Raw genomic sequence first — 25,477 nt, forward strand, 5'->3', positions numbered from 1 at the left:
ATGTCGCGACAAGTCTACGGGCTCTCCAGGGATGTCTTATATAGCGAGATGAAACTTCTTGAATGATGAGACCCGCGCTACTGTTGCCGGCATCGGAGCGAAACGAAGGAGTTTGGCGATGGACGCCGTCTACACGCATGGACACCACGAGTCAGTGCTGCGCTCGCACCGCTGGCGCACCGCCGAGAACTCGGCCGCGTACCTGCTGCCGCACCTCAAGCCGCACATGAAGGTGCTGGACGTGGGCAGCGGCCCCGGCACGATCACCGCCGACCTGGCGGGCCTGGTGGGGCACGTGACGGCGACGGAGGTGACCGAGGAGGCGCTCGCCCTGGCCAGGGCCGAGCTGGCCGCCAGGGAGGTGGGCAACGCCGACTTCGCCGTCGCGGACGTCCACGCGCTGGACTTCCCCGACGACACGTTCTGCGTCGTGCACGCCCACCAGGTGCTGCAGCACGTGGGCGACCCCGTGCGGGCGCTGCGGGAGATGCGCCGGGTGGCCAAGCCCACCGGGTACGTCGCGGCGCGCGACAGCGACTACTCCGCCTTCGCCTGGTATCCGCGGCTGCCGGAGCTCGACGAGTGGATGGCGCTGTACCAGACGGTGGCACGCGGGAACGGCGGCGAGCCGGACGCCGGGCGGCGGCTGCTGTCGTGGGCCAGGGCGGCGGGCTTCACCGACGTGACGGCCACCTCCTCCACCTGGTGCTTCGCCACGCCGGACGACCGCGCCTGGTGGGGCGGGATGTGGGCGGACCGGATCCTGCAGTCGTCCATGGCCCGGCAGGCGCTGGAGAGCGGCGCCGCCACGGAGGCCGATCTGCGGCGCATCTCAAAGGCGTGGCGGGCGTGGGCGGCGGCCGAGGACGGCTGGCTGTCCATCCTGCACGGCGAGATCATCTGCCGCGCGTGACCCTTCCCGGCCGCGCCGGGGTCACAGGCCGAGCGTGTGGGCGCGCTGCCACTGCGGGTCGCGGTAGAGGACCAGGTCGGTGCCGATCATCTCGTCGGGCGCCGACAGCATGGTGATCTCGCCCGCGGCCTGCAGCTCCAGCAGCAGGTCGCGGACCCGTGGCCCGACCGGCAGCCGCCCCGTCGGCAGGCCGAGCCCGGCCCGGACCGAGTCGGCGATCTCCGACAGGTGGAACGGCCCGTCGTACGCCGCCACCACGCCGCGCACCACGCTCATCGTGATGAGCTGCTCGGCCTCGGCGTACGCGAGCTGCCAGGTGATCTGCTCCTTGCGGCGCCCGGTGGCCGCGCACGCGGTGCAGCCGCGCCGCAGCCCGGGCGCCGCATCCTCCAGGGTCGAGCCGAGGCAGACCGTGCACAGCCCGTTCTCGGCGGCGTGCAGCTCGGCCGTCATCCGCCCGGCCAGCACGGCGCCGCACTCGCAGGCGAACGCGTCACCCAGGATGCCGGACTGCGGGGAGATCGCATGCGTCGTCACCGGCCCGACTCTACAGAACCCCGCGACGCACGCGTCCCCCAGACCTCTAGCCGCGCACGTCCGCGAGGCCGCGCAGCCGCCGCAGCGCCTTGCGGGCGGCGGCGGCGACCCGCTCGTCCGGGTGGTGGTCGATGAACACCCGCAGCACCTGCCCGGTCCACGGATGGTCGCCGAACGCCAGGATCGCGATCGTCCCGGCCTGCTCCTCCGCGTCCATCCCCAGGGCGATCGACTCGATCACCTCGCCCGTCTCGCCGCCGAACTCCAGCAGCGCCGCCGCCATGTCCACCAGCACCCAGGCGATCTCGTCCGGGGCGGGCTGCCGGTCCTGGCGCTCGGTCCTGGCCGCGATGACGGCGCCCAGCCGGGGCTCCTCCAGCAGCCCTGACAGCGCCGCCCGGCCGGCGTCCCCGAACTCCGACGCCAGCAGCTCCACGCCGACCGCCCGGCTCAGCGGGCTCACGGTGGCGAGCACCGAGGCGATCTCGGCGACCGCCGCGTCCGCGTCGCGGCCCTTGAGCCAGCCCGCCAGCTCCTCGCCGCGCTCGGACTCGGGGTACGAGCGCAGCCCGTGCAGCAGCGCCGCCGCGTCGGCGTCCGCCAGCGAGCCCATGACCGGGACGTCCTGCCCGGTGGTCTCCGCGATGATCAGCCGCGCCGTCCACAGGCCGAGCCAGCTCAGCGTGTACGGCTCCGCCTGCCGTACCAGCCCCAAACCGGTCAGCTCCGCGGGCGGGGCGCCGGCGAGCGGCTCGCGCGACAGGAACATCCTGACCAGCTCCAGCAGCAGCTCCTCGTCGGCGGCCAGCCGCTCGCGGCAGTGGTCCGCCCAGAAGGCGAGCACCTCCGCGTCGGTGCCGTCCGGCTTCAGCTCCGCGGCCAGGGGCGCGGCGCGCACGGCCGCCGCGAGGGTGGCCTCGTCGGGCAGCCGTACGGGGGGTTGCAGGGGCAGGGTGTCGTCGTCGTAGGACCTCACGAGCCCATCCTGTCGCGATATTTCCGTTAGAGTGCTCCTCAGCACCGAAAAGTCGGAAGAAAGGAGGCGCGGAGGTGTCCGGTATGGCGTTGGGCGCGTGTCGCGCCCGCTTCTGCTTCTCGGAGGAAGCATGCTTTTCCGTCCCGCGATCGAGGACGACCTAGACCACCTGCTCGGCTGCGTCGTCGACGAGTCGATCAGCTGGTCGCATCCCGAACGGCTGCTCTCGTACCTGGAGAGCCGCAACTACCGTTATGACCGCATCTGGCTCGCCGTCTCCGACGACGGCGAGATCCTGTCCCGCGCCGTCTGGTGGAGCTTCCCCGACGGTGACAGGCCGCTCGCGCTCGACTGCCTCTACGTCCACCCCTCGGTGGACGACCGGGTGGGCCTCGCCGCCGAGCTGCTGCGGCACGCCCACGACCGGTACGGGCGGGCGCCCGAGTACCACGTCTTCGTCCCCAGCGGCTGGCGCGAGCACGCGAAGACCGCGGCGGCCGTGGCCTGGCGGTGGGAGGCCGCCGGCCGCGCCGGGCTGACGGAGGAGCTGGAACGGCTCCGCTACGAATGGGCCGACGGGCCGGTGCCCGAGCCGTCGGAGCGGCTGGTGTTCCGCGGCGAGGACGACGACGAGGCGTTCGTGGAGGCGTTCCGCCGGGTGGCGGCCGGGACGCTCGACTTCCACACCCGCCAGGCCCTGCTCACCATGGACCCGGTGGAGCAGGCCCGCGAGGACGTGCGCGACTACGCGTCCATGCGGGGCGAGCGGTCGTGGTGGCGGCTGGCGTACACGCCCGGCGGCGACCTCGCCGGCGTCGCCCTGCCGTCGGCCAACGACGGCGGCCCCGTGGTCGGCTACCTCGGCGTCGTCCCCGAGCACCGCGGCCACGGCTACGTCGACGACCTGCTCGGCGAGATCACCCGCTTCCTCGCCGCGCGCGGCGTGAAGCGGATCAGGGCGGACACCGACACCGGCAACGTGCCGATGGCCAGGGCGTTCGAGCGGGCCGGGTACCGCAACTTCGCCGTCCGGCTGGTCCTGTCGGCCAGGCCGGCGGCGGATTCCGCGGACAGCTGATGCGCGCGGGCCGTCCCACGCGCCAAGGTTGATCTCGACGTGGTCCTCGGCCGGGGCGTCGACCTCGGCCTGGGCAGTCTGCAGGACAAGCTGGTCACGGCGGGGCGCGGCGGCTAGTGCCACGAGCAGAACCTGCCGTTCGCCGCCGCGCCCGAACGCCACGCTCACCGTGGAGGCCGACGGCCGCACGTGGCTGGCCGACGTCGGCTTCGGCGGGGACGGGCTGGTGGAGCCGATCGCGTTCGAGGACGGGGCGAGCGTGCGCTCGGGGCCGTGGGAGTGGCGGCTGGGCGGCGTCCCTGCGCGACCGCCTGGGCATCCCGGTCGGCGCGGCCGACGCCGAAGCGCTGCTGTCCAGGGTGGCAGGGGCCTGAGCTCAGGGCGGCGGCCGCGCGGGCCGGGGCGGGATCCGACGATGCTCAGCGCAGCCGGGGCACCGACTCCAGCAGGGTTCGCGTGTACGGGTCGCGCGGCGCGCTCAGCACGTCGTCCACCGGCCCCGACTCGACGATGCGGCCCCGGTTCATGACCGCCACGCGGTCGCTGACGTAGCGGACGACGGCCAGGTTGTGGGAGATGAACAGCATCGTCAGGCCCAGCTCCCGCTGCAGCTCGCGCACCAGGTTGAGCACCATGCCCTGTACCGACACGTCCAGGGCGGAGGTGATCTCGTCGGCGATCACGACGCGCGGGCGGGCCGCGAGCGCCCGCGCGATGGCGACCCGCTGCCGCTGCCCGCCGGACAGGTGGCGCGGCAGGCGGCCGGCGTGCCCGGGCTCCAGGCCGACGAGGTCGAGCAGCCGCGCCACCTCGCCCGCCCGGTCCACCCCCGCGCCTTTGGGCACGGCCTCGGCGACGGCGGAGCCGACGGTCATGCGCGGGTCCAGCGACGAGTACGGGTCCTGGAAGACGAGCTGCACCCCGCTGCCGGGCGTGATCCGGCCCGCGGCCAGCGGCACGAGCCCCACCGCCGCCCTGGCCAGCGTGGACTTGCCGCATCCCGACTCGCCGACGAGGCCCACGACGGTCCCGGCCGGCACGGTCAGGTCGACCCCTTTCACCACGTCCGCCGCGTGCCGCCGGCGGCCGAGCCGGACCCGCACGCCCTGGAACTCCAGCGCCGTCACGAAACCTCCTTGATCGGATGCCAGCACGCCACGCCGTCCTCGAACGGGGGCATGGCGGTCAGGCAGCGGTCGCCGGCGCGCGGGCAGCGCGGCGCGAACGGGCAGCCCGCGACCGGGTCGGCGGGCGAGGGCATGCGGCCGGGGATCGTGGCCAGCGGCTGCGAGCGGTCGGCGGACATGTCGGGCACCGAGGCCAGCAGCGCCCGCGTGTAGGGGTGGGCGGGGCCGGCGACGAGCCGCTCGACGGTCAGGTCCTCGACGATCACGCCGGCGTACATGACCAGGACGCGGGAGCAGAGCTGCGCCACCACCGCGAGGTCGTGCGAGATGAGCAGGATCGCGGCGCCGGTGGAGTCGCTGACCTCGCGCAGCAGGTCGAGGATCTGCTTCTGGACGGTGACGTCGAGCGCGGTGGTGGGCTCGTCGGCGATGATCAGGCGTGGGGTGCCCATCAGGCCCATCGCGATCATCGCGCGCTGCCGCATGCCGCCGGACAGCTCGTGCGGGTACTGCCGCGCGACCTTGGCCGCCGCCGCGATGTGCACGTCGGTGAGCCGGGCGACGGCCCGCCGCCCGGCGGCGCGGCGGGCCAGCCGCTCGTGCGCGGTCGCCACCTCGGCCAGCTGGGTGCCGACGCGCAGGGCGGGGTTGAGCGAGGTCATCGGGTCCTGGAAGACCATGGCGGTCTCGCCCGCCTCGATGGAGCCGGCGACCACGCCGGGCGGCTCGACCAGCCCGGAGGCGGCCAGCGCGGTCAGCGACTTGCCCGAGCCGGACTCGCCGACCAGGCCGACCCGCTCCCCGGCGCCGACCGTGAACGACACGCCCTTGACCGGTACGGCAGGGCCGTAGGAGACCCGCAGGTCCTTGACCGTGAGGGCGTCGCCGGGCACCGGGCGCGCCGACCCGCCGGCCCCGCGCGCGGCGGGGGAGCGCCCGCCGAAGACCTGCGCGGCGTACTCGCCCAGCACGTTGAACGCCAGCCCGGCCAGCACGACCGCGATGCCGGGCGCGAGCGCGGCGGCCGGGTTGACGTAGACCCGGTTCAGCCCCTCGTTGAGCAGCAGCCCCCAGTCGTAGTCGGGCGCCTGCACGCCGAGCCCCAGGAACGACAGCGCGGCGAAGGCCAGCAGCGCGCCGCCCGCGCCCAGGGTGGCCTGCACGATCAGCGGCTCGCCGATGTTGGGCAGGATGTGCCTGACGAGCATGCGCGTCCGTCCCACCCCGAGCACCCTGGCGGCGGCCACGAAGTCGCGGCCCGCGACCGAGGCGGCCAGCGTCTGGGTGAGCCGGGCGAACGCCGGCACCCCGGCCAGCCCGATCGCGAACGCCGCCGGCCGGCCGCCGCTGCCCAGCACCACCGCCAGCACCAGCGCGATCAGCAGCCCGGGGAAGGCCACGACCAGGCCGATGAAGCCGTTCAGCAGCCGGCCCGCGCGGCGCCCGAGCACCGCGGGCAGGCCGCCGAGCAGCAGCCCGCCCGCCACGGTGATCAGGGTGGCGAGCAGGGCCAGCCCCACCGACGGCCGCGCCGCCACCATGGTCCTGGCCAGCACGTCCCTGCCGAGCCCGTCGGTGCCCATGGGATGCGCGGCCGACGCCCCCTGCGCGAGCGCCATCGTGTCCACCTTGATCGCGTCGTCGCCCCACAGGATCGGGCCGAGCACGACCGCGAACAGCAGGAACGCCAGCGACAGCGCCGCCGCGGCCCCCAGCGGGGTCTTCAGCCCGCGCATCAGTCCTCCTTGATCGTCGAACGCGGATCGAGCCGGCCCAGCGCCACGTCGACGGCCAGGTTGACCAGCAGGACGGCGCCCCCGTACACGAGCACGACGCCCTGCACGACCGGGTAGTCCTTGGCCTTGATCGCCTCGACCAGCGCGCTGCCGAGTCCCGGCCAGACGAAGACGTTCTCCACCAGGACGCTGCCCGCGACCAGCCCCGAGATCAGCAGGCCGCCGATGGTCAGGGCGCCGGTGAGCAGGTTCGGCAGGGCGTGGCGCAGGTAGATCAGCCGGGCCGGCAGGCGCTTGGCGCGGGCCGTGCGCATGAAGTCCGACGACAGCACCGACAGGGCCTCGACGCGGACGATCCTGGCCAGCGCCGCGGCCGGGCCCACGGCCAGGGCCAGGGTGGGCAGCACGTAGTAGGACGGGGTCAGGGAGCCGGAGACGTTCGCGACCGGCAGCAGCTCCCACGTGACGGCGAACAGCACGATCATGGCCACCGCCAGCAGGAACTCCGGCACCACGGCCAGCAGCCCGCTCGCGCCGGTGAACAGCAGCTCGGCGGCGCGCCCCCGGCCGCCGCGCGTCCAGGCCGCCGCCGCCATCCCGGCGGGGATCGCGGTGACCATCACGACCGCGAAGGCGACCAGCGCCAGCATCACGGTGTACGGCAGGCGGTCGGCGATCGTCTGCGACACCGGCAGCCCCGAGATCATCGACGTGCCGAGGTCCCCGCTGAACAGGCCGGCCGCGTACCGGGCGTACTGCTCCCAGACGGGCAGGTCCAGGCCGAGCTCGTGGGTGCGCGCGGCGACCAGCTCGGGGGAGGCCGTGATGCCGAGCGCCGCCCTCACCGGGTCGCCCGGCACCACGTGGACCATGCCGAACGTGGCCGTGACCAGGAGGAGCAGGGAGAGCAGGAACCGCAGGAACCGGCGCGCGAGATACGCGCCGGGGCGCGCGGGCCGGGAGCTCCGCTCCTCGGGCGGGGCCTGCTCTTCGACGGGGTCGCCCGGCGGGGCCGGGTGGTGGGGCGTGGGCACAGCCATGGCGGGATCCTGCCATTTGTCGGATGGATGGGGAATCGTCCGCTTCGCCCAGTCTGGCCGCCGGATTCTGTCGAAACGCAAAGGGACTAGTCCGGATATACCGTGACAAGTCCTGTCTTCGTCGGATCGCACGATGACCGTGCGCACACCTCGTACCACGCTGGCCCGTATCGCAACACAAGGATGGGAGACGATATGCGCGCTCGCCTGCTCGGGGTGCTCAGCGCGGTGGCCCTGACGACCGCGGCGTGCGGCGGCTCCGGCGGCGCCTCGCCGCCGGCCGACGGCAGCTCAGGAGGCACGTCGGGGAAGTACGCCACCGGCGCCACGTTCACCATGGCCATTCTGGAGCCCGGCGACCTGAACCCGCTCATGACGGCCCTGTCCGACCCTCGCGGCGTCGACTTCTTCCTCTACGACACGCTGGTCTCGTACAAGGACGACGGCACCGTCCTGCCCGGCCTGGCCACCGAGTGGAAGACCACGGCGACCTCCGCCGAGTTCACCCTGGCCAAGGGCGTGACCTGCGCGGACGGCACGCCGCTGAAGGCGGAGGACGTCGCCGCGAGCGTCAACTTCATCGCCGACCCGGACAACAAGTCGCAGCTCCTCGGCCTGTACGTGCCCGCCGACCTCAAGGCGACCGCCGACGACGCGGCCGGCACGGTCACCATGAAGGTGAAGACGCCCGACTCGTTCCTGCTGCGCCGGCTGGCGTCGGTGTTCGTGGTCTGCGGCAAGGGCCTGGGCGACCCGGCGGGGCTCAAGGCCGGCCAGTACGGCACGGGCCTGTTCAAGATCACCGAATCGGTCGCCGACGACCACTACACGCTGGCCAAGCGCCCCGAGTACGCCTGGGGCCCCGGCGGGGCGTCGGGCAAGGACGCCGGCCTGCCGGACCAGGTCGTGCTCAAGGTCGTCAAGAACGAGACCACCGCGGCCAACCTGCTGCTGTCGGGCCAGCTCAACGCCGCGCAGGTGATCGGCCCCGACCGGGCCCGCGTCGAGGCGCGCAAGCTGTTCAAGAGCGAGATCCGGCTGATGTTCGGCGAGTTCACCTACAACCAGGCCAAGGGCCGGCCGACGCAGGACGAGCGGGTGCGCCAGGCCCTCACGATGGGCCTGGACCTCGCCGAGCTGCAGCGGGTGGCCACGGCCGGGACCGGCGCCACGCCCGAGGGCCTGAGCATGCAGCCCAAGGTCTGCCCCGGTGTGACGACGACCGCGCTGCCCGGCTTCGACGCCGCGGGAGCGCAGGCACTGCTGGACCAGGCGGGCTGGGTCAAGGGCCCCGACGGGATCCGCGCCAAGGACGGCGAGAAGCTGGACCTCACGTTCATCTACCTCACCGAGCACGGCGACCCGGGCAAGTCGGTGGCCGAGCTGCTGAAGCAGCGCTGGGCCGCGATCGGCGTGCAGACCACGCTCAAGCAGCTCACCTCGCCCCAGCTGGCCGGCGTGAACGACGGCTCGATGGACTGGGACGCCGGCTGGATCCAGGTCAACGTGCCGCTGCCGAGCATGATGGTGCCGTTCCTGTCGGGCGAGGGGCCGCCGAACGGCGCCAACTGGTCCTCCATCGCCAACGCCGACTACGACCGGCTGATCGGCGAGGCCGCCACGGCGACCGGCGACGAGAGCTGCGCGAAGTGGAACGCCGCCGAGGAGGCGCTGTTCAAGAAGGCGGACATCGTCCCGTTCGCCGACATCACGCAGCCGCTGTTCGGCAACGGCGCGGAGTTCGGCCGGCTGGGCGGCTCGTTCGCGCCGAGCACCATCCGCATGATCGCCAAGTAGGGGACCCGGTCACGAGTAGAGGCGCAGCTGCAGGCTGACCGCGAGCCGGGCGTCCGGATCGTCCAGATCCAGCCCCGAGATCTTGGTCAGCCTGCGCAGCCGGTAGCGGAACGTGTTCTGGTGGACCCGCACCGCCTGGGCCGCCGCGTGCACGTTGCCCAGGGCGTCCAGGTACGCCTGGAGCGTCCCCACCAGATCCGTCCCGTGCTCGGCGTCGTACGCCACCAGCTTCTCGTACGGGCCGGCCGGCGGCTGCTCCTCCGCGGTCACCAGATCGCCGAGCTGCAGCAGCAGCGACTCGAAGTACACGTCCCCGTAGGCCGCCGCCACCCCGGACACGCCCCGCGCCCGTAGGACGCGCAGGGCCCGCGCGGCGTCCGCCCGCGACCGGCCCACGTCCGCCAGCGTGCTCACCAGGCGGCCGACGCCGATCGCGGCGGGGAAGCGCCGCCCGGTCCTGGCCAGGAAGCTCTGCGCCACGCGGACCGCCCGCTGCTCGGCGTCGGGCCCGGTGCTGGACGCGGTGCTGGACCCGGTGCTGGACGCGGTGCTGGACGCGGTGCTGGACGCGGTGCTGGGCGTGCGGACGTGCATGGGCAGCACCGCGTACGCCACGCTGCCGACCAGCGCGGCGGCGGCGTGCGGGTGGATGGCTCCGACGTGCAGGGACAGCGCGTCGCAGAACCGCTGCCGGTCGCCCTCGCGCCCGGCCGCGTCCGCCATGGCCGTCTCGTCCAGCCCGGCGGCCAGCACGCACACGCGTTCGGTCGCGATGCCCAGCCGGGCGGCGGCGTCCGCGGCGTCCCGCCCGCCCTCCAGCACCGTCGACAGCAGGTCGGCGCGGAGCCGGCGCTGGGAGTCGGCGCCCGCGCGCTGCCGCAGCAGGTGCAGGGCGACGATCTTGGCGGCGTCGGCGAACGCCCGGCGCCGGTTCTCCGGCAGCGGGCCGGTCACGGTCGCCCACATCGAGCCCAGGATCTCGTCACCGGCCCGCACGGCGATCGCCGTGCGGGGCAGCATGCCGCCGCCCAGGTCGAAGTAGATCGGCTCGCGGCTCTGGTACAGCTCGCGGTAGATGCCGCGCTCCTCCTGCAGCCGCTGGTACTTGTCCGGCACCCTGCGCCCCAGCACGGTCTCCACGCGCGCCTGGTCGGCCTCGTCCTGCCTGCCGGAGAACGCCAGCACCCGCGACGACCTGTCCTCGATCGTGATCGGCGCGTCCAGCAGCTCGCACACGGCGTTGGCCAGCGTGAACAGGTCGTCCGCCGCCTCGGCCGGCTCGCCGGCGCCGCCCACGTCGCCCTCGGCGAGCAGCGCGCGCAGCAGGGCCGCCACCTGCGCCCACGACGCCGCCCTGGTCAGGCCGAGCAGCACCACGCCGGTCTTCGCCGCGGTGGCCCGCACCCGCTCGTCCACCGCGACGGGCGACTTCACGACCAGCCCCGCGGCGCCCAGCTCGCCGAGCGCCTCCAGCAGCTCGCAGATGCGCTCGCCGCCTTCCACGCCCACGCCGAGCAGGATCGTGCCGGGCGGGGTGCCGAGCTCGTCCAGCGGGTCGTAGATCTGCACCGTGGCCACGTCCACGTCCATGTCGTCAGGGGCGGCGACGATGTCGAGGAACGTGGAGCCGAGATCGTCCACAATGCGGCCGAGGGTGGTCAACCTAAGTCTCATCTCCCAGGACATACCAGCCATCGCGGGTGACGTCGACGATCGTGTGTCCCGTCTCCCCGCTCCTGATCAGCGCCTCCCGTACGGCGCGGCGCCAGCGCCCGGCCGTGGCGGGGGCGAGTTCGCGCAGCCGCTCCACGTCCGGCGGCATCGCGACCGCGAGGCGGGCGCCCGCGCGCGGCGCCGGCGACGTTCGGACCGGCTCGTCGCCGTCCCGGCCGAGCAGCACGACCGCGCCGTCCAGACCCCACTCCGGCCGCTCGCGCGCGGGCGCGCCGAGGTCCCAGACCACGTAGAGCCGGTCGGTGTCCTCGCCCGCGTTGATGGCGTCGCGCATCGTGCCGTAGAAGTCCGGCAGGTACGCGGCCGCCCTGGCGCCGAGCTTGTGGAAGTTCAGGTAGGCGTTCCTGCTGACCAGCGGGTCGAACGTCCACGACACCGCGCTCACGCCCCGTGCCAGTGCCCAGGCCCGCTGGTGCTCCTTGAGCGCCTGGCCCAGGCCGCCCCTCGCGCCGGGCAGCACGCCCGTGATGTGCGAGTGCAGGTGGCCGTCGCCGGCGAAGAAGCCGACGGAGACGCCGACCAGCTCCCCGCCCCTGCGCGCGCCCGCGACGTACCCGCCGACGTGCGCGATCGTCCGGATGAGCCCCGGTTCGAGCAGCTCCCTGTGCCAGATCTTGGTGATCAGGTCGGCGGCCTCGTGGTGCTCGTCGAGGGCGGTGAGCTCGGCGATGACCGTCGTCACGAGACCTTCGGCGTGGAGCGCACGCCGAAGTACAGGTACGGCGACCCGTCCGGCAGCGCGTAGAACGCGCCGGGCGCCCACAGCCGGTCGGCCGACCTGCGGGCCAGGAACCGGTGCTCGCCGGTGGGCGCGAGCTCGAAGCGCATCGGCGGTTCGAGGTCGGAGAAGTCGCCGGTGTTCTCGTAGACCAGCTCGCGTCCCCGTACGGTGATGCGGGCGCCGGTGCGCTCGTACACGCCCTCGTGCGCGGCCGGCACGTCGCGGGCGGGCGCGTCCGGCGGGCTCGGCGGGGCGGGCGGCGTCAGCCCGGCCAGCTCGGGGAACAGCGCGTCGGCGACGGCGTGGAAGAGGCCGTCGGTGTCGCCGCCGTTCGCCAGCGCCGCGACCACCGTGCCGCCCGACGTGCCGTCTACTCTGCCGCCTGTGCCGCCCGGCGTGTCCGTCGCGGGCAGCACCCAGAGCATCGCGGCCTGGCCGATGGTGTTGCCGCCGTGCAGCAGGACCGGCGTGCCGTCCCACGTGTCCAGGATCCAGCCGAGCCCCCAGTGGCTGCCGTATACGCGCTCCGGCAACTCGACGCGCGGCTCGGCCATCGACCGCACGCTCGCCGGCGACAGCGGGCCGCCGCCCGCCACGAAGCTCCTGCCGAAGCGCACCAGGTCGGCGGCCGTCGAGCAGATCTGGCCCGCCGGGCTGTTGGAGCGCATCATGCCCCACGTCGGCGTGGGCTCGTTCGCGGCGCCGAGATGGCCGGTCGCGGCGCGGAAGCGCAGCACGTCCTCGGGGAGCGTCCAGGTGTGGGTCAGGCCGAGCGGGGTGACGAGCTGGTCGCGCAGGGCCTGGTCCCAGACCTTGCCGGTGAGGACCTCGACGACCCGGCCGGCGACCGAGAAGCCGCCGTTGCTGTAGGAGTGGGTGGCGCCCGCCGGGTGCCCGAGCGGCCTGCGCGCGATGGCCGTGACGTACCTCTCCAGGCAGTCGTCGCCGCGTCCGGTGTCGTGGAAGAAGTCCCCGTCGAGGCCGCTGGTGTGGGTGAGCAGGTGCTCGATCGTCACGCTGGGATCGATCTCCGGCAGCACCTCCGCGACGGGCGTGCCGAGCGTGAGCCTCCCCTGCTCGATCAGGAGCATGATCTGCGCGGTCGTCCAGACCTTGGTCACCGAGCCGACCTGGAACAGCGAGTCGGGCGTGGCCTCCACGCCCGTGTCCAGGTTGAGCAGCCCGCCGGCCTCCCGGTGGATCTCACCGCCGTGCCAGTACGCGATGGAGGCCCCGGGCACGCGGAACTCCTCGATCAATTCCGCCAGGCGAATCGTCATGCTGGCACGCTAGGCGTACGGGAGCCGCCCGCTCTTCGTCGTATCGAACCAACACGGGCCCACTTGTTAGGTGGTTCAAGACAAGAATTCCCGATTTATGGGGTGTTGGGTGGGCTTCATGGTTGATCTCATCCTTCGTGGCGGGACCGTCTACGACGGCCTTGGAGCTCCTGGTTTCGTGGGCGATGTCGCCATCTCCGGCGGGCGGATCGTGGCTGTGGGCGGGGACCCCGGCGGCGCGCCGCGGGTGGTCGACGTCACGGGACTGGCCGTGGCGCCCGGCTTCGTGGACGCGCACGCGCACTCCGACCTCGTGCCGCTGATGGCCGAGCCGCAGCCGTTCAAGCTGCTCCAGGGCGTCACCACCGAGATCAACGGCAACTGCGGCTTCTCCTACGCCCCCGACGCCTCCCGCCTGGAGGAGCTGACCGGCGAGAGCGTGCCCGACTGGACCTTCGCCCAGTACCTGGAGGCCGTCGCCGCCGCCGGTCCCGCCAACCACGTGGCCACGCTCGTCGGCCACTCGACGCTGCGCGGGGCCGTCGCCGGGTTCGCCGAGACGCTCGCGGACGGCGACCTGGAGCGGATGCGCGACCTCGCGGCGCAGGCCTTCGAGGCGGGTGCGTGCGGGCTGTCCAGCGGGCTGATCTACCCGCCGGGCAGCTACGCCGGCACCGACGAGCTGGTGGCGCTCGCCGAGGTGGCGCACCGCTACGGCGTGCCGTACACGACCCACATGCGCGACGAGGGCTCCGGCCTGGCCGCCGCCCTGGACGAGGCCATCGAGATCGCGCGGCGCGCGGACGTGCGGCTGCAGGTGTCGCACTGCAAGGTCGCGGGACGGCGCAACCACGGGCAGGCCGGGATGCTGCTCGCCCGGCTGCGCGCGGCCCGCGCCGCCGGGGTGGACGTGCGCGGCGACCAGTACCCCTACCTGGCGGGCTCCACCGTGCTCGCCGCGCTGCTGCCGCCGTCGGCGCTGGCCGGCGGGCACGTACGCGACCTGCTCGCCTCCCCCGGCGAGCGGGCCCGGCTGCGCGACCGGGCCGAGGCCGGCGGGACCGGCGCGGGGCTGTGGCAGGACGCGACGCCCGACGGGGTGCTGGTCACCGGGCACGCCGAGCCGTCCTTCGCGGGCCGCTCGCTGGCCGCCATCACCGCCGACCCGTCCCTGCGCGCCCTCACAGGCGTGGCGGAGGAGGACGCCTGGGAGGTCGCGTGCGCGCTCATCGCCGCCGACCCCGCCGCCACGATGGTCATCTCCCTGATGGACGAGCGGGACATGGTCGAGATCATGGCCGACCCGCTCATCGGCGTCGGCTCCGACAACGGGTCGCCCGCCGGGCTGGAGCACCCCCGCACGTGGGGCTGCTTCCCCCGGTTCCTCGGCGCGTACGTGCGGGAGCGGCAGGTCGTCCCCTGGGAGGAGGCGGTGCGCAAGATGACCTCGGCCACGGCGGACCAGTTCCGACTGACCGGCCGCGGCCGGCTCGCGCCCGGCGCCTGGGCGGACGTGTGCGTGTTCGACCCGGACACCGTCGGCCACGCCGGCACGTACGCAGAACCCGCCGCCCGGCCCTCGGGCATCGTGCACGTGCTGCTGGACGGGCACCTGGTGGTGGAGCACGGCGAGTTCACGGGCGAGCGCAGGGGCCGCGTCCTGCGCCCGAGCTGATCACGTCCTGCGTCCGAGCCGATCACGCCGTGTGCCCGCGCTGATCACGCCCTGCATCCGAGCCGATCACGCCGTGTGCCCGCGCTGATCAGCGCCCGCCGACCGGGCGCGCAGCACCAGGTCGTGCAGCGCGTCCGCGGCGGTCGCCCGCTCGGGCAGCGACGAGGAGTCCCTGGCCAGCTCCAGCTCGGCGGTCATCCGCTCCACGTCCGCCGCCACCGCCTCCAGCGCGGCGGGCGCCGGCCCGTGCTCCGCCTCCCGCTTGGCGGCGACCAGCTCGGGCAGGTACGCGGGCCCGTAGGCGTACAGGCGCGTCAGATCGGCCTCCAGCTCACCGGTGCGCATGAGGTGCGTGCCGGTCGCCAGCACCCGGAACGTGTAGAGCAGCGGCTTGAGCTCCAGCGTCCTGGAGAACAGCCGCCACTGCGTACGGGAGAAACCCAGGTAGTGGTGGGCGTGGTGGCGCGTCAGGCAGCCGGGGGCGAGCGCGGCCAGCTCCTCGTGCACCTCGGAGGAGGCCACGACCAGCGGCGACAGCAACTGCTCCAGCACGTAGCCGTTGCGGCCGAGCAGCAACCGGCAGAACTTGGCCACGTCGTGCGTGACGAGGTCCACCTCCACGGCGTCGCGCGTCCACATCCGGTCCAGCGTCTCGGGCCCGTGCCGCAGCCCCGCCACCTCGCCGACCGGCAGCACGTGGACGCCGCGCAGGTCCACGTCCGAGTCCACCGAGGGGAAGCCGTACAGGTGCGCGCCGCTCACCGTCGCGAACGCCAGCGGGTACGGCTGCTCGCCGGCCACCTCCGCCAGCCACCCCGGAAGGCTCACGGGCTCTCTCACGGCACTCACCTGGCACCTCCGCAGTCATGGAAAGCGTCAAAGGTACTCTTTGCGCACCCCGACCAGGAAGTCCTCCACCCGCCGCCGGTCCGGCAGGTCCGGCAGCACGCCGGGGACGTCGGCCAGCTCGGCCGACAGGGTGGCCCGCCAGGCGTCCACCTCCGCCCACGGCACCTCGCCGCGCCTGATCGCCAGCAGCCGCTCCCGGTGCGGCCCCACCTGGACCAGCGGCTCCCCATGACGGACGAGCTGCAGGCCGCTCAGCAGCAGCCGCACCATGTGCATGGCCTGCTTCCAGTTGGGCGCGGCCGGGTCGAGGCGGCGCAACTGGTCGTCGGCGTACCCGGCGAACGAGCGGCGCGCCCGCGCCGACACGAAGGCGTCCCGCAGGTCGCGCAGCCGCCGTCCGGCGGGCGTGATCACCTCCACGATGGGCGACCAGAGGCACTCCAGGATCGTCGGGTTGGCGGCGAGCCCGAGGACGCAGAAGCGCTCGACCTCCCACGAGAACTGCTCGGGCAGCGGTCCGTCACGGTGCGTGGGCGGCTTGTCCAGGCGCCAGAAGGCGGCCGTCGGCGCCACGAACACCCCCCGGCGGTCGGTGTCCGAGGCCTCCGTCTCCAGCCCGTACGCCCGGGACCCCATGACCACGGAAAGGATCACGTCATCGCTCATCCCCATATCTTGCGTGATGGGGGCGGTGGCTGGTCTGATCGACAAGTGGGCGGCTATGACCCAGGTCGCACGGCGCACGTCGGACATCCCCGTCCCCCGGGAGCAGGCACATGATCGAGACCCCGAGCTACGCCGACGCCCTGAAAATCCTCGGATGCAAGGACGCCAGGCTGGTCAAGGTCGTCGGGTTCGCCGCGGCGGCGGCCCGCACCGGCTGGGCGCTGGCCGGCGCCGGGCAGCTCGCGGCCGGCCTCGCCGACATGCGCACCAGCATCGTCCTGTACGGCGAGGACGTCGCCCGGCGCATGCCCGAGCTGAAGACCGGCGTCGACCGGTTCACCCGCACCCAGCGGCTGGCCGCCGCGCACGCCGTGATCGTCGTCTCGGCCTACTTCGAGGCCCTGGGCGAGGCGAAGCTGCCGTTCACGCTCGACCGGCTCGACCGCGGCGAGCGGATCTCCCACGGCGTGCCGACGCCTGAGCGGTTCGCCAGGCTGGTGGCGAGCCTGCTGCTGGAGCGGCTGCCCACGCCCGAGCCGCACGTCCCGTACGCCGAGACCCGCCTGGCCGTGGAACGTGCCTACCAGCGCATGTCGGAGGCCCTGGCCGGCTACGTCGGCGGCATGGCCGTCTGGGACGAGCTGACGGTCGACGACCAGCTCCTGCTGCCGCGCATGCTCGCCGAGGGCCCGCCCGCGCACGCGCTGCGCATCTACGACGAGGACTACCGCTCGCTGGCGCTGGACAGCCACGAGTTCGGGGTGCGCAGCCTCGTCACGGAGCGCCCGCCGCCCGCCACGGCGCTGTCGCGGGTGGCCTGGCTGCTGGCCGAGCTGGCCCCGCCGCGCGTCGGCGACCGGCCGGTGATCCACCTGGCCAGGATGGCGGCCAGCGCCCTCGACCAGCCGCTGCTGCAGGCCGGCAAGCTGCCCGAGGACGTCTCGCTCCCGCTGCTCGGCGAGGGCTACCTCAGCCCCCGCTTCCGGGTCGCCGAGCTCACCCCCGACGCCTCGCCCGCGCAACTCGACTGGTGGGAGGACCAGCGGGCGCTGCCCGACACCGAGGCGTTCCTGGTGGGCCACCTGACCTCGCTGCGCGCCACCCGGGCGCCCCTGCTCGTGCTGGGCGAGCCCGGCTCCGGCAAGACCAAGTTCACCGAGGTGCTGGCCGCGCGGCTGGCCAGGTCGGAGTTCCTGCCGATCCGGGTCGAGCTGGGCGGCCTGGACACGCCCACGGCCACGCGGGCCGGCGTCACCGAGCAGATCGAGCAGGCGCTCGCGGCAATGCTGGGGGATCAGCGGATGGGCTACGCCGAGCTGGTGGAGGCCGCGGACGGGGCCCTGCCGGTGATCCTGCTCGACGGGATGGACGAGCTGGTCCAGGGCGGCCTCAACCGCTACGACTACCTCGAACGGGTGCGGGAGTTCCAGGCGGGCGAGGCGGAGCTGGGCCGGCCCGTCGCGGTGATCGTGACCAGCCGCACCGTGGTGGCGGACCGGATCAGGCTGCCCGAGGGCCTGCTGGGGCTGCAGCTCCAGCCGTTCGACGACGAACAGGTGCGCCAGTGGCTGGACATCTGGGACCAGGCCAACCGCGCCCTGCTCGCCCGCCGCGACCTGACGCCGCTGCCCGCCGCGTCGGCGCTGGCGCACGGCGAGATGGCCAGGCAGCCGCTGCTCCTGCTGCTGCTCGCCCTCTACGACGCGGGCGGCAACGCGCTCCAGCACGACCACGGCCCGCTCGGCAGGGCCCGCCTGTACGAGGTGCTGCTGCGCGACTTCACCGAACGCGAGACCGGCGGCGTGCGGCGCGTCGTCATCGACCAGGAGCTGGTCCTGCTCGGCACGGTGGCGCTGTCCATGCTGGCCCGCGGCCGGCCGGTCATCACCGCGGAGGCGCTCGACCGGGACCTGCCCGCCCTGTGCCGGGGCGGCGAGGACCACGCGGACGACGCAGGGCAGGAGGACGGCGGGACCGACTGGGTGCGCAAGGCCACCGAACGCTTCTTCTTCGTGCGCAAGCACGGCCCGAGAACCGGCTACGCCTTCCTGCACGCCTCGTTCGGCGAGTTCCTGGTCGCCTGGCTGGCCATGGACGCGCTGCGCGACCTCGACAGGCGCCGCCGCCTGGCGGGCGACGAGCCGCTCGCGCTGGTCCAGGCCGTGGACGACGACCTGCTGTACGCGGTGACCTCCCACTCGTGCCTGGCCGAGCGCGGGCCGACCGTCGGGTTCATCCTGGAACTGCTGGACGAGGTGCCCTCGGCCGTACGCGCCCGCTGCGTGGAGCTGCTGGCCGGGCTGCTGCGGCGCGCGCTGCACGAGCGGCGCCGCCGCCACTTCACGAGGTTCCGGCCCGTACGCCACACGCTGGCCCGCCGCCTGGCCGCCTACTCGGCGAACCTCGCGCTGCTCATCGTCTGCGCCTCCGAGGAGCCGGTCCGCGTCTCGTCGGTCCTGCCCGGCCCCGGCCACCTGGAGGAGTGGTCCTCGCTCTGCCACCTGTGGAAGGGCCAGCTCGGCCAGGAGGGCTGGTCCGGGCTGGTCACCGCCCTGGCGGCGCGGCGCGTGGTGGCGGACGGCGAGGAGGACGTGGTTCTGGGCGGCCCGGAAGGTGACGCCGGCGACGGTGGGATGGGCGACGTCGTGGTCGCGGTCGCCACCGGGCACGCGCCGGGCCACCGGCGCCTGCTCGACCAGCTGCTGCGGGCCGTGGGGGAGGGCCGCTTCCTGCCGTACCGCGAGCGCCTGGCGATCCTGGAGGAGCTGGTGCGGACCGTCGCGGTGCGCTCGCCCGCGATGCACCGGGCGCTCGGCGCGATGTGGGCGGAGGACGGCGCCGACCCCGCGGAGCTGCGGCCGCTGCTGCAGGCCATGCTCGCCGACCCGGCCGACCGGATGGGCACGTGGGAGCAGCTGGTCAGGGCGGGCATCCCGGAGACGGCGCTCTGGGAGATCCAGGGCCTCGACTGACCCGCCCCGTCAGGGCGCCGCGTCCGGATCGACGGGCAGCTCCACGGTGATCGTCAGCCCGCCCTCGTCCCTGGGCCTGGCCGTGACCGTGCCGCCGTGCGCCTCCGCGATCACCCGCACGATCGACAGCCCGAGACCGCTGCCCCGGTCGGAGCGCAGCCGGTCGCCGTGCAGCCGGCGGAACGGCTCGAAGATCGTCTCGATCTCGTACGGCGGCACCGCCAGCCCCGTGTTGGCCACGACCAGCTCGACCCGCTCGGCCCGCCGCCGCGTCGTCACCCACACCTCGCCCTTCGGGTGGTTGTGCCTGATGGCGTTCTCCACCAGGTTCTGCACCAGCCGTTCCACCAGCACGGCCTCCCCGGCGGTGGGGGCGGAGTCCAGCAGCCGGTGCATCGTCACCTCGCGCTCGGCCGCCTCGGCCGCCGCCTGGTCGAGCACGTGCTCGGCCACGTCCGTCAGGTCGAACGGCCGCCGGTCCAGCACCGCCTGCTGACCCTCGGTCAGCGCCAGCAGGCCGTCGATGAGGCGCTCGTGGCGGGCGTTGACCAGCAGCAGCGACTCGCCGAGCCGCTTGACGTCCTCGGTCGCGTCCGGCCGCCGCACGGCCACGTCCACCAGCGTCCTGTTGATGGTGAGCGGGGTGCGCAGCTCGTGCGAGGCGTTGGCGACGAACCTGCGCTGCCCGTCGAACGAGCGCGCCAGCCGGCCGAGCATGGTGTCGTAGATCCCGGTCAGCTCCTTGATCTCGTCGCGGGGGCCCTCGTAGCCGATCCGCTCGCTCAGGTCGTGGCTCTGGGCGACCCGGCGGGCGGTCTCGGTGACCTCCCTGAGCGGGCGCAGCGCCAGGCCCGCCCCCCGCCAGCCGAGCCCGAACGCCACGCCCGTGCCGCCGAGCACGATCAGCGCGCCGTACGTGCGGATGTCGCCGAGGACGGCGTCCTGGTAGGTGACGTGCGTCTTGAGCGCGAACCCCCTGGCCAGCTCGTAGCCGTCGGAGAAGCGCGGCGCGTACAGCCTGTACCCGTCCCGCTCTGAAACGATCGTGCCGGGCGTGAACACGGCGGCGCGGTACTGGAGGGTGGTGCGGACGACGAGGTAGACGGCGGTCAGCGCGAGAGCGCCGGCGACGAGGAACACGCCCGCGCAGACCAGCGCGAATCGCAGACGGGTGCTCATGGGATGCGATACCCCGATCCCGGCACGGTCTCGATGACCTGCGGCTCGCCGAGCTTCTTGCGCAGCTTCATCATCGTCGTGCGCACCGTGTTCGTGAACGGGTCGATGTGCTCGTCCCACACCTTCTCCAGCAGCGCCTCCGCCGAGACCACCGCCCCCTGGGCGCGCAGCAGCTCGGCCAGCACGCCGAACTCCTTGCGCGCCAGCGGCACGTACCGCCCGTCCCTGAACACCTGCCGGTGCGCCCAGTCCAGCCGCACCCCTGCGCGCTCCAGCATCGGCGGGTCGGCCCGACGGGCCCGCCGCGCGAGCGCGTGCACCCGGGCCACCAGCTCCTCGAACGCGAACGGCTTGGGCAGGTAGTCGTCGGCCCCCAGCGACAGCCCCGACACCCGCGAGCGCACGTCGCCCGCGGCGGTCAGCATGAGCACCCGTACCGGCCAGCCGTGCTCCACCACGGTCCTGCACACCTCGTCGCCGTGCACCAGCGGCAGATCCCGGTCGAGGATCAGCACGTCGTAGTCGTGCACGCCGAGCCGTTCGAGCGCGCCGTCGCCGTCGTAGGCCACATCGACGGCCAGCGCCTCGCCCCGCAGTCCCTCGGCGATCGAGTCGGCGAGCATGCGCTCGTCCTCAGCGACCAGAACCCGCACCGCACCCCCAAAAGGATCTTAAATGACGCCAAGTTTGCTCGCACCGACATAACGCGGGCATAACCATAATCGGTGACGTAGAGGTTATCGGCCCCTCGCTGGACTGGCGGCCCTCAGCCGGGATCCGCCCGGCTCGCTCCGGGGGAGGGGCCCATGGCGTCCGCACGCGTGGGGCCGCGTCTGCAGGCTTCCGGCATCCTGCGCGCCCACCGCCTGTTCGGGTGCGTGCTCGTGCTCGCCGCGGCGCTGCGCGCACTGGTCATGCTGGCCTACGACACGGCCCGGCTCTACTGGTACGACTCGTTCACCTACCTGGACACGGCCGTGCACATGAAACCGCCGGGCGCGTTCCATCCGGCGGGCTACTCGTGGTTGCTGTGGGCGCTGCGGCCCTTCCACAGCGTGGAGCTGATCGCGGGGCTGCAGCACGCGATGGGGCTGGGCACCGGGGTGATGATCTACCTGATGCTCCGGCGCCGGTCGTTGCCCGCCTGGGGCGCGACCCTGGCGGCGGTCCCTGTCCTGTTCGACCCGGCGTTCCTCCGCCTGGAGCACGCCGTGCTGTCGGACGAGCTGGTCATCTTCCTCGTCGTGGCCGCGCTGCTCGTTCTGCTGTGGCGGCGGGAGGTGTCCGGGCGGGCGGCCGTGTGGACCGGCGGAGCGGCCGGCGTCCTTCTCGCCCTCGCCGGGCTCACCCGCACCGCCACGGTGCCCCTCATCGCGCTGGCCGCCCTCTGCCTGCTGCTGCGGCGGGCGTCGTGGCGGCAGGCCGCCGCCCTGGCGGTCGCGGGCGCGCTGCCGCTGCTCGGCTACGCGGGGTGGTACGCCCAGCACCACGGGCGGTTCGCGCTGAGCGGCTCCGACGGCGTCGCCCTGTGGGCCCGCACCATGACCTTCGCCGACTGCTCGGTCATCGAGCCGCCGCCGGAGCAGGCCCCGCTCTGCCCGAACGGCGCCGTCCAGGACGCCGCCTCCGAGTACGTCTGGGACCCTCGGGCGTCGCTCAACCGCATGCCCGGCGACAGGTTCACGCACAACGACCTGGCCAGGGCGTTCGCGTTCAGGGCCATCGCCGCGCAACCCCTCGACTACCTGCGCGAGGTCGCCGGGGACACCTCGCTCGCCTTCACCTGGGAGCCGGTGCCCCACCCGAAGCGCATGGTCCCGTCGACCGCCTTCGCGCGCGGCGCGTGGCCGCTCCCGGCGGGACAGCCTCTCGTCGACCGGGTCCGCCGCGAGTACGACCCGGACATCAGGGGCATGCGATCGGTCGAACCGTACGCCTCGATCCTGGCCGCCTACCCGTACCCGTGGTTCCTCCACGGCACCCTCTTCGGCGTCCTGCTGCTGGTGGGCGGGGCCGGCGCGGTGCTGCGGCCCCGTCTCGTGCTGCTCCCGTGGGCGTTCGCGGTGTTCCTGCTCGTCGCCCCCGTGGCCGCGCTGGACTTCGACCACCGCTACGTGCTGCCCGCCATCCCGGTCGCCTGCGTGGCCGCGGCCCTCGCCGTGTCGGCACTGCGGCGGCCATCCTCGGGCCGATCCCCCGGGAGGAGGCCGGGCGGGGCCATTACCCCCAGGGCTACGATCATGTTGCGCCCGCGTGAGCGCGCCTGACGCGTCCGGGAGGCGCGGCGGCCCGCCGAGGTGCTGGTCGAGGCCATTGTCGCGGGCCTGACCCACGTGCCTGCCGTCATGCGCGTGTCCCCTGAGCGCACCCCCCGGTTGACCGGACTGGCCTTTTTGAGGCTGACACTTCGCCCAAATGTTACGTAATATCCGAACATCGCGAGCGTTGGGGGCGCCAGGGTGCCAGGACAAAGCGTGGGTGTCGTCGTCGATCCCGGAGTTCCGCCGGAAGTCGCAGGACTGTTACGTGCCAACGCCCCGCTGCTGTCCAGGATCAGAGCCGGATGGGTGCCGCCCGCCGACGTGACCCCGCCGCGCCGCTGGAGCCCGTCCAGCACGCTGCTCCTCGCGGCCACCCCGGCCATGGTCGCCCTCACGGCCGTGCTGCTGGTCTCGCCGTTCGCGCCGGCCGGGTTCATGGTGCTCGGCACGTACGTCTTCATCGTGCTCGTCAAGATCGCCTCCATGAACGAGGTGCCGGAGGACCACCGGCCGCATGAGCGCGGCGTGTACGAGCAGGCCCGCTGGTACGACGGCCGCTACCTGCTGCCGGAGGACTTCGACCGGGAGGCCGGGCCGGTGCTGGCGCGGGCGCAGCGGGCCATCGGCTCGGTGCTGCGCTCCCACGTCAACGCCGAGGGGCTGCTGGACGACGCCCGCAACGCGGTCATGCTGCCCGCGCAGGAGTGGGAGATCGCCCGGCTGCTCGCCAAGCTCTCGGCGCTGCGTCTGGAGCACAGGGAGCTGCTGGCCAGGGGCATCGCGCCGGAGGTGGCCTCGGTCATCGAGCCGCTGGAGCGCGCGCTGGCGAGCAGCGAGTCCGCCGTGGTCGCCCGGGTGGAGGCGCTGGAACGGTACGCCGACCACGTCGCCGACGCCGAGCGCGCCTATCACGCGCGCGGCCAGATCGAGGAGCTGCGCGCCCGGCTGCCGCGCTACGAGGAGCTGCTGGCGGAGTCGGGCGCGGACGCGATGGCCGTGACCGAGATCGAGCGGCTGGCCGAGGACGCCGACGTGCTCGAACGCACCTTACGGCGCAGCGTCCGATCGGCCCATGAGGCGTTCCGCTATCTCGAAGGCTGAACCGCCGTGCCAGGACGTCAGACCAAGGTGATAGTCGATCCGGCGGTGCCCGACGACGTCGCGGCGCTCCTTCGGGACAACCGCAAGCTCCTGATGCGCATCCGCGCGGGCTGGGTGCCCGCGCACCGCCGCCACCGCCCCGTGGCCGGCCTCGTCGCGAGGGTGACGGCCGTCGCCGCGGCGGCGGCCACCGCCGGGTACGGCCTGACGCTCTTCGTCGCCGGGCGGTACGCGGCCTACTTCGTGATCATGACCGTCGCGGCCCTGCTGGTCGTCGGCGTCCTGCTGCGGCCCCGGCCGGACGCCGAGGTGGAGCGCGCGCACGCGCTGGAGCGCGACGTCTACGACGGCGCCCGCCGCTTCGAGGGCCGCTACGTCCTGCGCGAGCAGCTCGACGAGCCCGCCCGCGCCCTCATGGCCCGCGCCCAGGCGGCGATCGACCAGGTCACGCACTCCAGCGTCAACGCCGAGGGCCTCCTGGACGGCGCCCGCAACGCGGTGATGCTGCCCGCGCAGGAGTGGGAGATCGCCCGGCTGCTGGCCAAGCTGTCGGAGCTGCGCTCCGAGCACCAGGAGGTCGTCGCGGAAGGCGTCACCCCCGAGGTGGCGGCCGTCGCCGAGCCCCTCGCCCAGGCGCTCGACGGCAGCCATCGCGCGGTGCTCGCCCGCGTCGAGGCGCTGGAACGGTACGCGGGCCACGTCGCCGAGGCCGAGCGCGCCTACCGCGCCCGGCACCAGATCGAGCGCCTCAGCGCCAAGCTGCACCGTTACGAGGAGCTCCTGGCGGAGACGGGTGCCGACACCACCGCCGTGCCCGAGCTGAGCAGGTTGTCGGACGACGCCGACCGCCTGGAGCAGGCGCTACGGGACAGCGTCAGCTCCGCGCATGAAGCGTTCCGCCACCTTTTGGGGTGACTTCCCCTTATGATCCGGATTTGTGGCGGAAGTGGTAGTAGATCCTGGGGTGCCGCCGGAAGACGCCCAGCTGCTCAGGGACGGCCGGCCGGTGCTGGCCAAGATGCGCCGGGGCTGGACGCCCAGGCCGAGACGGACCCTGTCGCCCACGCACTACCGCGCGATCGCGGTGCTGGGCTCGGTGTCGCTCTTCGGGATGCTCGCCGGCCTCGGCCTCGGCAGGCACGGGTCAGGGCTGACGTACCTGGTGCTGCTCGGCATCCCGCTGATGATCGTGCTGTTGGTCCGCAACGGCCTGCCGGAGGACGAGCGGGCCGAGCACGAGCGGCGCGTCTACGAGCAGCTGCGCTGGTACGAGGGCCGCTACGTGCTCACCGGCGACCTCGACGAGTCCTCCGCCCGCCTGCTCGCCCGCGCCCAGCGCGCCATCGCCACCGTCACCGCGTCCCGCGTCAACGCCGAGGGGCTGCTCGACGACGTGCGCAACGGGGTGATGCTGCCCGCGCAGGAGTGGGAGATCGCCCGGCTGCTGGCCAAGCTGTCCGCGCTGCGCGCCAAGCACAGGGAGACGGTCTCGCGGGGACTGACGCCCGAGGTGGAGGCCGTCGCCTCGCCGCTCGCGCGGGCGCTCGACAGCAGCGAGGAGGCCGTGCTGGGCCGCGTGGAGGCGCTGGAGCGCTACGCCGGCAACGTGGCCGACGCCGAGCGCGCGTACCTGGCCCACCACCAGATCGAGGAGCTGCGGGGGCGGCTGCACCAGTACGAGGAACTGGTGGCCGAGAGCGGGGCCGACGGGTTCGCCGTGCCGGAGCTGGCGCGGCTCGCGCAGGACGCCGACCGGCTGGAGCACGCGCTCCGGCGCAGCGTCCACGCCGCCCACGCCGCCTTCCGCCACCTCGACCCCGGCCCCGCCACCTGAC

At 73.7% G+C, this 25,477-nt stretch carries 22 protein-coding genes; 10 read left to right on the forward strand and 12 right to left on the reverse strand.

Going from position 1 to position 25,477, the window contains the following annotated elements; genetic code table 11:
- The first annotated feature begins 118 nt into the window (after nt 1-118).
- The gene (locus FH608_RS14815; RefSeq protein ID WP_139631080.1) at nt 119-913 is read left to right on the forward strand and encodes a class I SAM-dependent methyltransferase; all 795 of its coding nucleotides are present in this window, start codon (nt 119-121) and stop codon (nt 911-913) included.
- A 21-nt stretch (nt 914-934) separates the two neighbouring features.
- Here the strand turns inward: FH608_RS14815 and FH608_RS14820 are convergent, their stop codons facing one another.
- A complete protein-coding gene (locus tag FH608_RS14820) occupies nt 935-1,450 on the reverse strand; it encodes a hypothetical protein (RefSeq protein WP_139631081.1) in 516 nt (171 codons plus the stop codon).
- A 46-nt stretch (nt 1,451-1,496) separates the two neighbouring features.
- Nucleotides 1,497-2,426 carry a hypothetical protein gene (locus FH608_RS14825; protein ID WP_139631082.1) on the reverse strand — a complete coding sequence of 310 codons (930 nt, stop codon included), beginning with the start codon at nt 2,424-2,426 and terminating at the stop codon, nt 1,497-1,499.
- Between the two features lie 130 nt (nt 2,427-2,556).
- Here FH608_RS14825 and FH608_RS14830 point away from each other — a divergent pair, with 130 nt between their 5' ends.
- Complete coding sequence (locus FH608_RS14830; RefSeq protein ID WP_139631083.1) at nt 2,557-3,504, forward strand: GNAT family N-acetyltransferase; 948 nt, start codon at nt 2,557-2,559, stop codon at nt 3,502-3,504.
- A gap of 28 nt (nt 3,505-3,532) precedes the next feature.
- On the forward strand, nt 3,533-4,033 hold the full coding sequence (locus FH608_RS14835) for an arylamine N-acetyltransferase (protein WP_455430069.1): 501 nt from the start codon (nt 3,533-3,535) through the stop codon (nt 4,031-4,033).
- On the opposite strand, the gene FH608_RS14840 is transcribed toward FH608_RS14835, so the two are convergent.
- Genes FH608_RS14840 through FH608_RS14850 form a run of 3 tightly spaced genes read right to left on the reverse strand, consistent with a single transcriptional unit; the run spans nt 3,924 to nt 7,407 of the window.
- Complete coding sequence (locus FH608_RS14840) at nt 3,924-4,631, reverse strand: ATP-binding cassette domain-containing protein (RefSeq protein ID WP_139631084.1); 708 nt, start codon at nt 4,629-4,631, stop codon at nt 3,924-3,926. The genes FH608_RS14835 and FH608_RS14840 overlap by 110 nt on opposite strands.
- Nucleotides 4,628-6,367, reverse strand: a complete 1,740-nt coding sequence (locus FH608_RS14845; protein WP_139631085.1) for a dipeptide/oligopeptide/nickel ABC transporter permease/ATP-binding protein — start codon at nt 6,365-6,367, stop codon at nt 4,628-4,630. Before FH608_RS14845 ends, FH608_RS14840 begins: the two co-directional genes overlap by 4 nt.
- Entirely contained in the window at nt 6,367-7,407 is a 1,041-nt protein-coding gene (locus FH608_RS14850) for an ABC transporter permease (RefSeq protein WP_139631086.1), read from the reverse strand. Before FH608_RS14850 ends, FH608_RS14845 begins: the two co-directional genes overlap by 1 nt.
- Before the next feature lie 195 nt (nt 7,408-7,602).
- On the opposite strand from FH608_RS14850, the gene FH608_RS14855 reads away from it, so the two are divergent.
- Entirely contained in the window at nt 7,603-9,204 is a 1,602-nt protein-coding gene (locus tag FH608_RS14855) for an ABC transporter substrate-binding protein (protein WP_139631087.1), read from the forward strand.
- Between the two features lie 9 nt (nt 9,205-9,213).
- Here the strand turns inward: FH608_RS14855 and FH608_RS53815 are convergent, their stop codons facing one another.
- Genes FH608_RS53815 through FH608_RS14870 form a run of 3 tightly spaced genes read right to left on the reverse strand, consistent with a single transcriptional unit; the run spans nt 9,214 to nt 12,939 of the window.
- Nucleotides 9,214-10,878 carry a PucR family transcriptional regulator gene (locus FH608_RS53815; RefSeq protein ID WP_139631088.1) on the reverse strand — a complete coding sequence of 555 codons (1,665 nt, stop codon included), beginning with the start codon at nt 10,876-10,878 and terminating at the stop codon, nt 9,214-9,216.
- Nucleotides 10,868-11,620 (reverse strand): GNAT family N-acetyltransferase, encoded by a 753-nt coding sequence (locus FH608_RS14865; protein ID WP_139631089.1) that lies wholly within the window; start codon nt 11,618-11,620, stop codon nt 10,868-10,870. Before FH608_RS14865 ends, FH608_RS53815 begins: the two co-directional genes overlap by 11 nt.
- Complete coding sequence (locus tag FH608_RS14870) at nt 11,617-12,939, reverse strand: serine hydrolase domain-containing protein (protein ID WP_139631090.1); 1,323 nt, start codon at nt 12,937-12,939, stop codon at nt 11,617-11,619. Before FH608_RS14870 ends, FH608_RS14865 begins: the two co-directional genes overlap by 4 nt.
- 118 nt (nt 12,940-13,057) lie before the next feature.
- On the opposite strand from FH608_RS14870, the gene FH608_RS14875 reads away from it, so the two are divergent.
- Nucleotides 13,058-14,614, forward strand: a complete 1,557-nt coding sequence (locus tag FH608_RS14875; RefSeq protein ID WP_139631091.1) for an N-acyl-D-amino-acid deacylase family protein — start codon at nt 13,058-13,060, stop codon at nt 14,612-14,614.
- 66 nt (nt 14,615-14,680) lie between these two features.
- Here FH608_RS14875 and FH608_RS14880 read toward each other — a convergent pair whose 3' ends face one another.
- Both FH608_RS14880 and FH608_RS14885 read right to left on the reverse strand, forming a co-directional pair.
- Entirely contained in the window at nt 14,681-15,454 is a 774-nt protein-coding gene (locus FH608_RS14880) for a nucleotidyltransferase domain-containing protein (RefSeq protein ID WP_139631092.1), read from the reverse strand.
- Nucleotides 15,455-15,490: 36 nt separating this feature from the next.
- Entirely contained in the window at nt 15,491-16,129 is a 639-nt protein-coding gene (locus FH608_RS14885; protein ID WP_193318426.1) for a nucleotidyltransferase domain-containing protein, read from the reverse strand.
- 110 nt (nt 16,130-16,239) lie between these two features.
- On the opposite strand from FH608_RS14885, the gene FH608_RS14890 reads away from it, so the two are divergent.
- A complete protein-coding gene (locus tag FH608_RS14890) occupies nt 16,240-19,101 on the forward strand; it encodes an NACHT domain-containing protein (protein WP_139631094.1) in 2,862 nt (953 codons plus the stop codon).
- 9 nt (nt 19,102-19,110) lie between these two features.
- On the opposite strand, the gene FH608_RS14895 is transcribed toward FH608_RS14890, so the two are convergent.
- Together FH608_RS14895 and FH608_RS14900 are read right to left on the reverse strand one after the other, a co-directional pair.
- Nucleotides 19,111-20,280: a sensor histidine kinase gene (locus FH608_RS14895; RefSeq protein ID WP_139631095.1), complete on the reverse strand. Its 1,170-nt coding sequence runs from the start codon at nt 20,278-20,280 to the stop codon at nt 19,111-19,113.
- Nucleotides 20,277-20,933, reverse strand: coding sequence for a response regulator transcription factor (locus FH608_RS14900; protein WP_139631096.1), 657 nt, complete (start codon nt 20,931-20,933; stop codon nt 20,277-20,279). The genes FH608_RS14895 and FH608_RS14900 overlap by 4 nt, the downstream gene beginning before the upstream one ends.
- 153 nt (nt 20,934-21,086) lie before the next feature.
- Here FH608_RS14900 and FH608_RS14905 point away from each other — a divergent pair, with 153 nt between their 5' ends.
- The 4 genes from FH608_RS14905 (at nt 21,087) to FH608_RS14920 (ending at nt 25,476) form a co-directional block, all read left to right on the forward strand.
- Nucleotides 21,087-22,547 carry a phospholipid carrier-dependent glycosyltransferase gene (locus tag FH608_RS14905; protein ID WP_139631097.1) on the forward strand — a complete coding sequence of 487 codons (1,461 nt, stop codon included), beginning with the start codon at nt 21,087-21,089 and terminating at the stop codon, nt 22,545-22,547.
- Between the two features lie 207 nt (nt 22,548-22,754).
- A complete protein-coding gene (locus FH608_RS14910) occupies nt 22,755-23,642 on the forward strand; it encodes a hypothetical protein (RefSeq protein WP_139631098.1) in 888 nt (295 codons plus the stop codon).
- A 27-nt stretch (nt 23,643-23,669) separates the two neighbouring features.
- Nucleotides 23,670-24,557: a hypothetical protein gene (locus FH608_RS14915; protein WP_139631099.1), complete on the forward strand. Its 888-nt coding sequence runs from the start codon at nt 23,670-23,672 to the stop codon at nt 24,555-24,557.
- A gap of 22 nt (nt 24,558-24,579) precedes the next feature.
- A complete protein-coding gene (locus FH608_RS14920) occupies nt 24,580-25,476 on the forward strand; it encodes a hypothetical protein (protein ID WP_226899545.1) in 897 nt (298 codons plus the stop codon).
- Nucleotide 25,477 lies beyond the last annotated feature (1 nt).

Source organism: Nonomuraea phyllanthi (assembly GCF_006334985.2).
Taxonomy (GTDB): Bacteria; Actinomycetota; Actinomycetes; order Streptosporangiales; family Streptosporangiaceae; genus Nonomuraea; species Nonomuraea phyllanthi.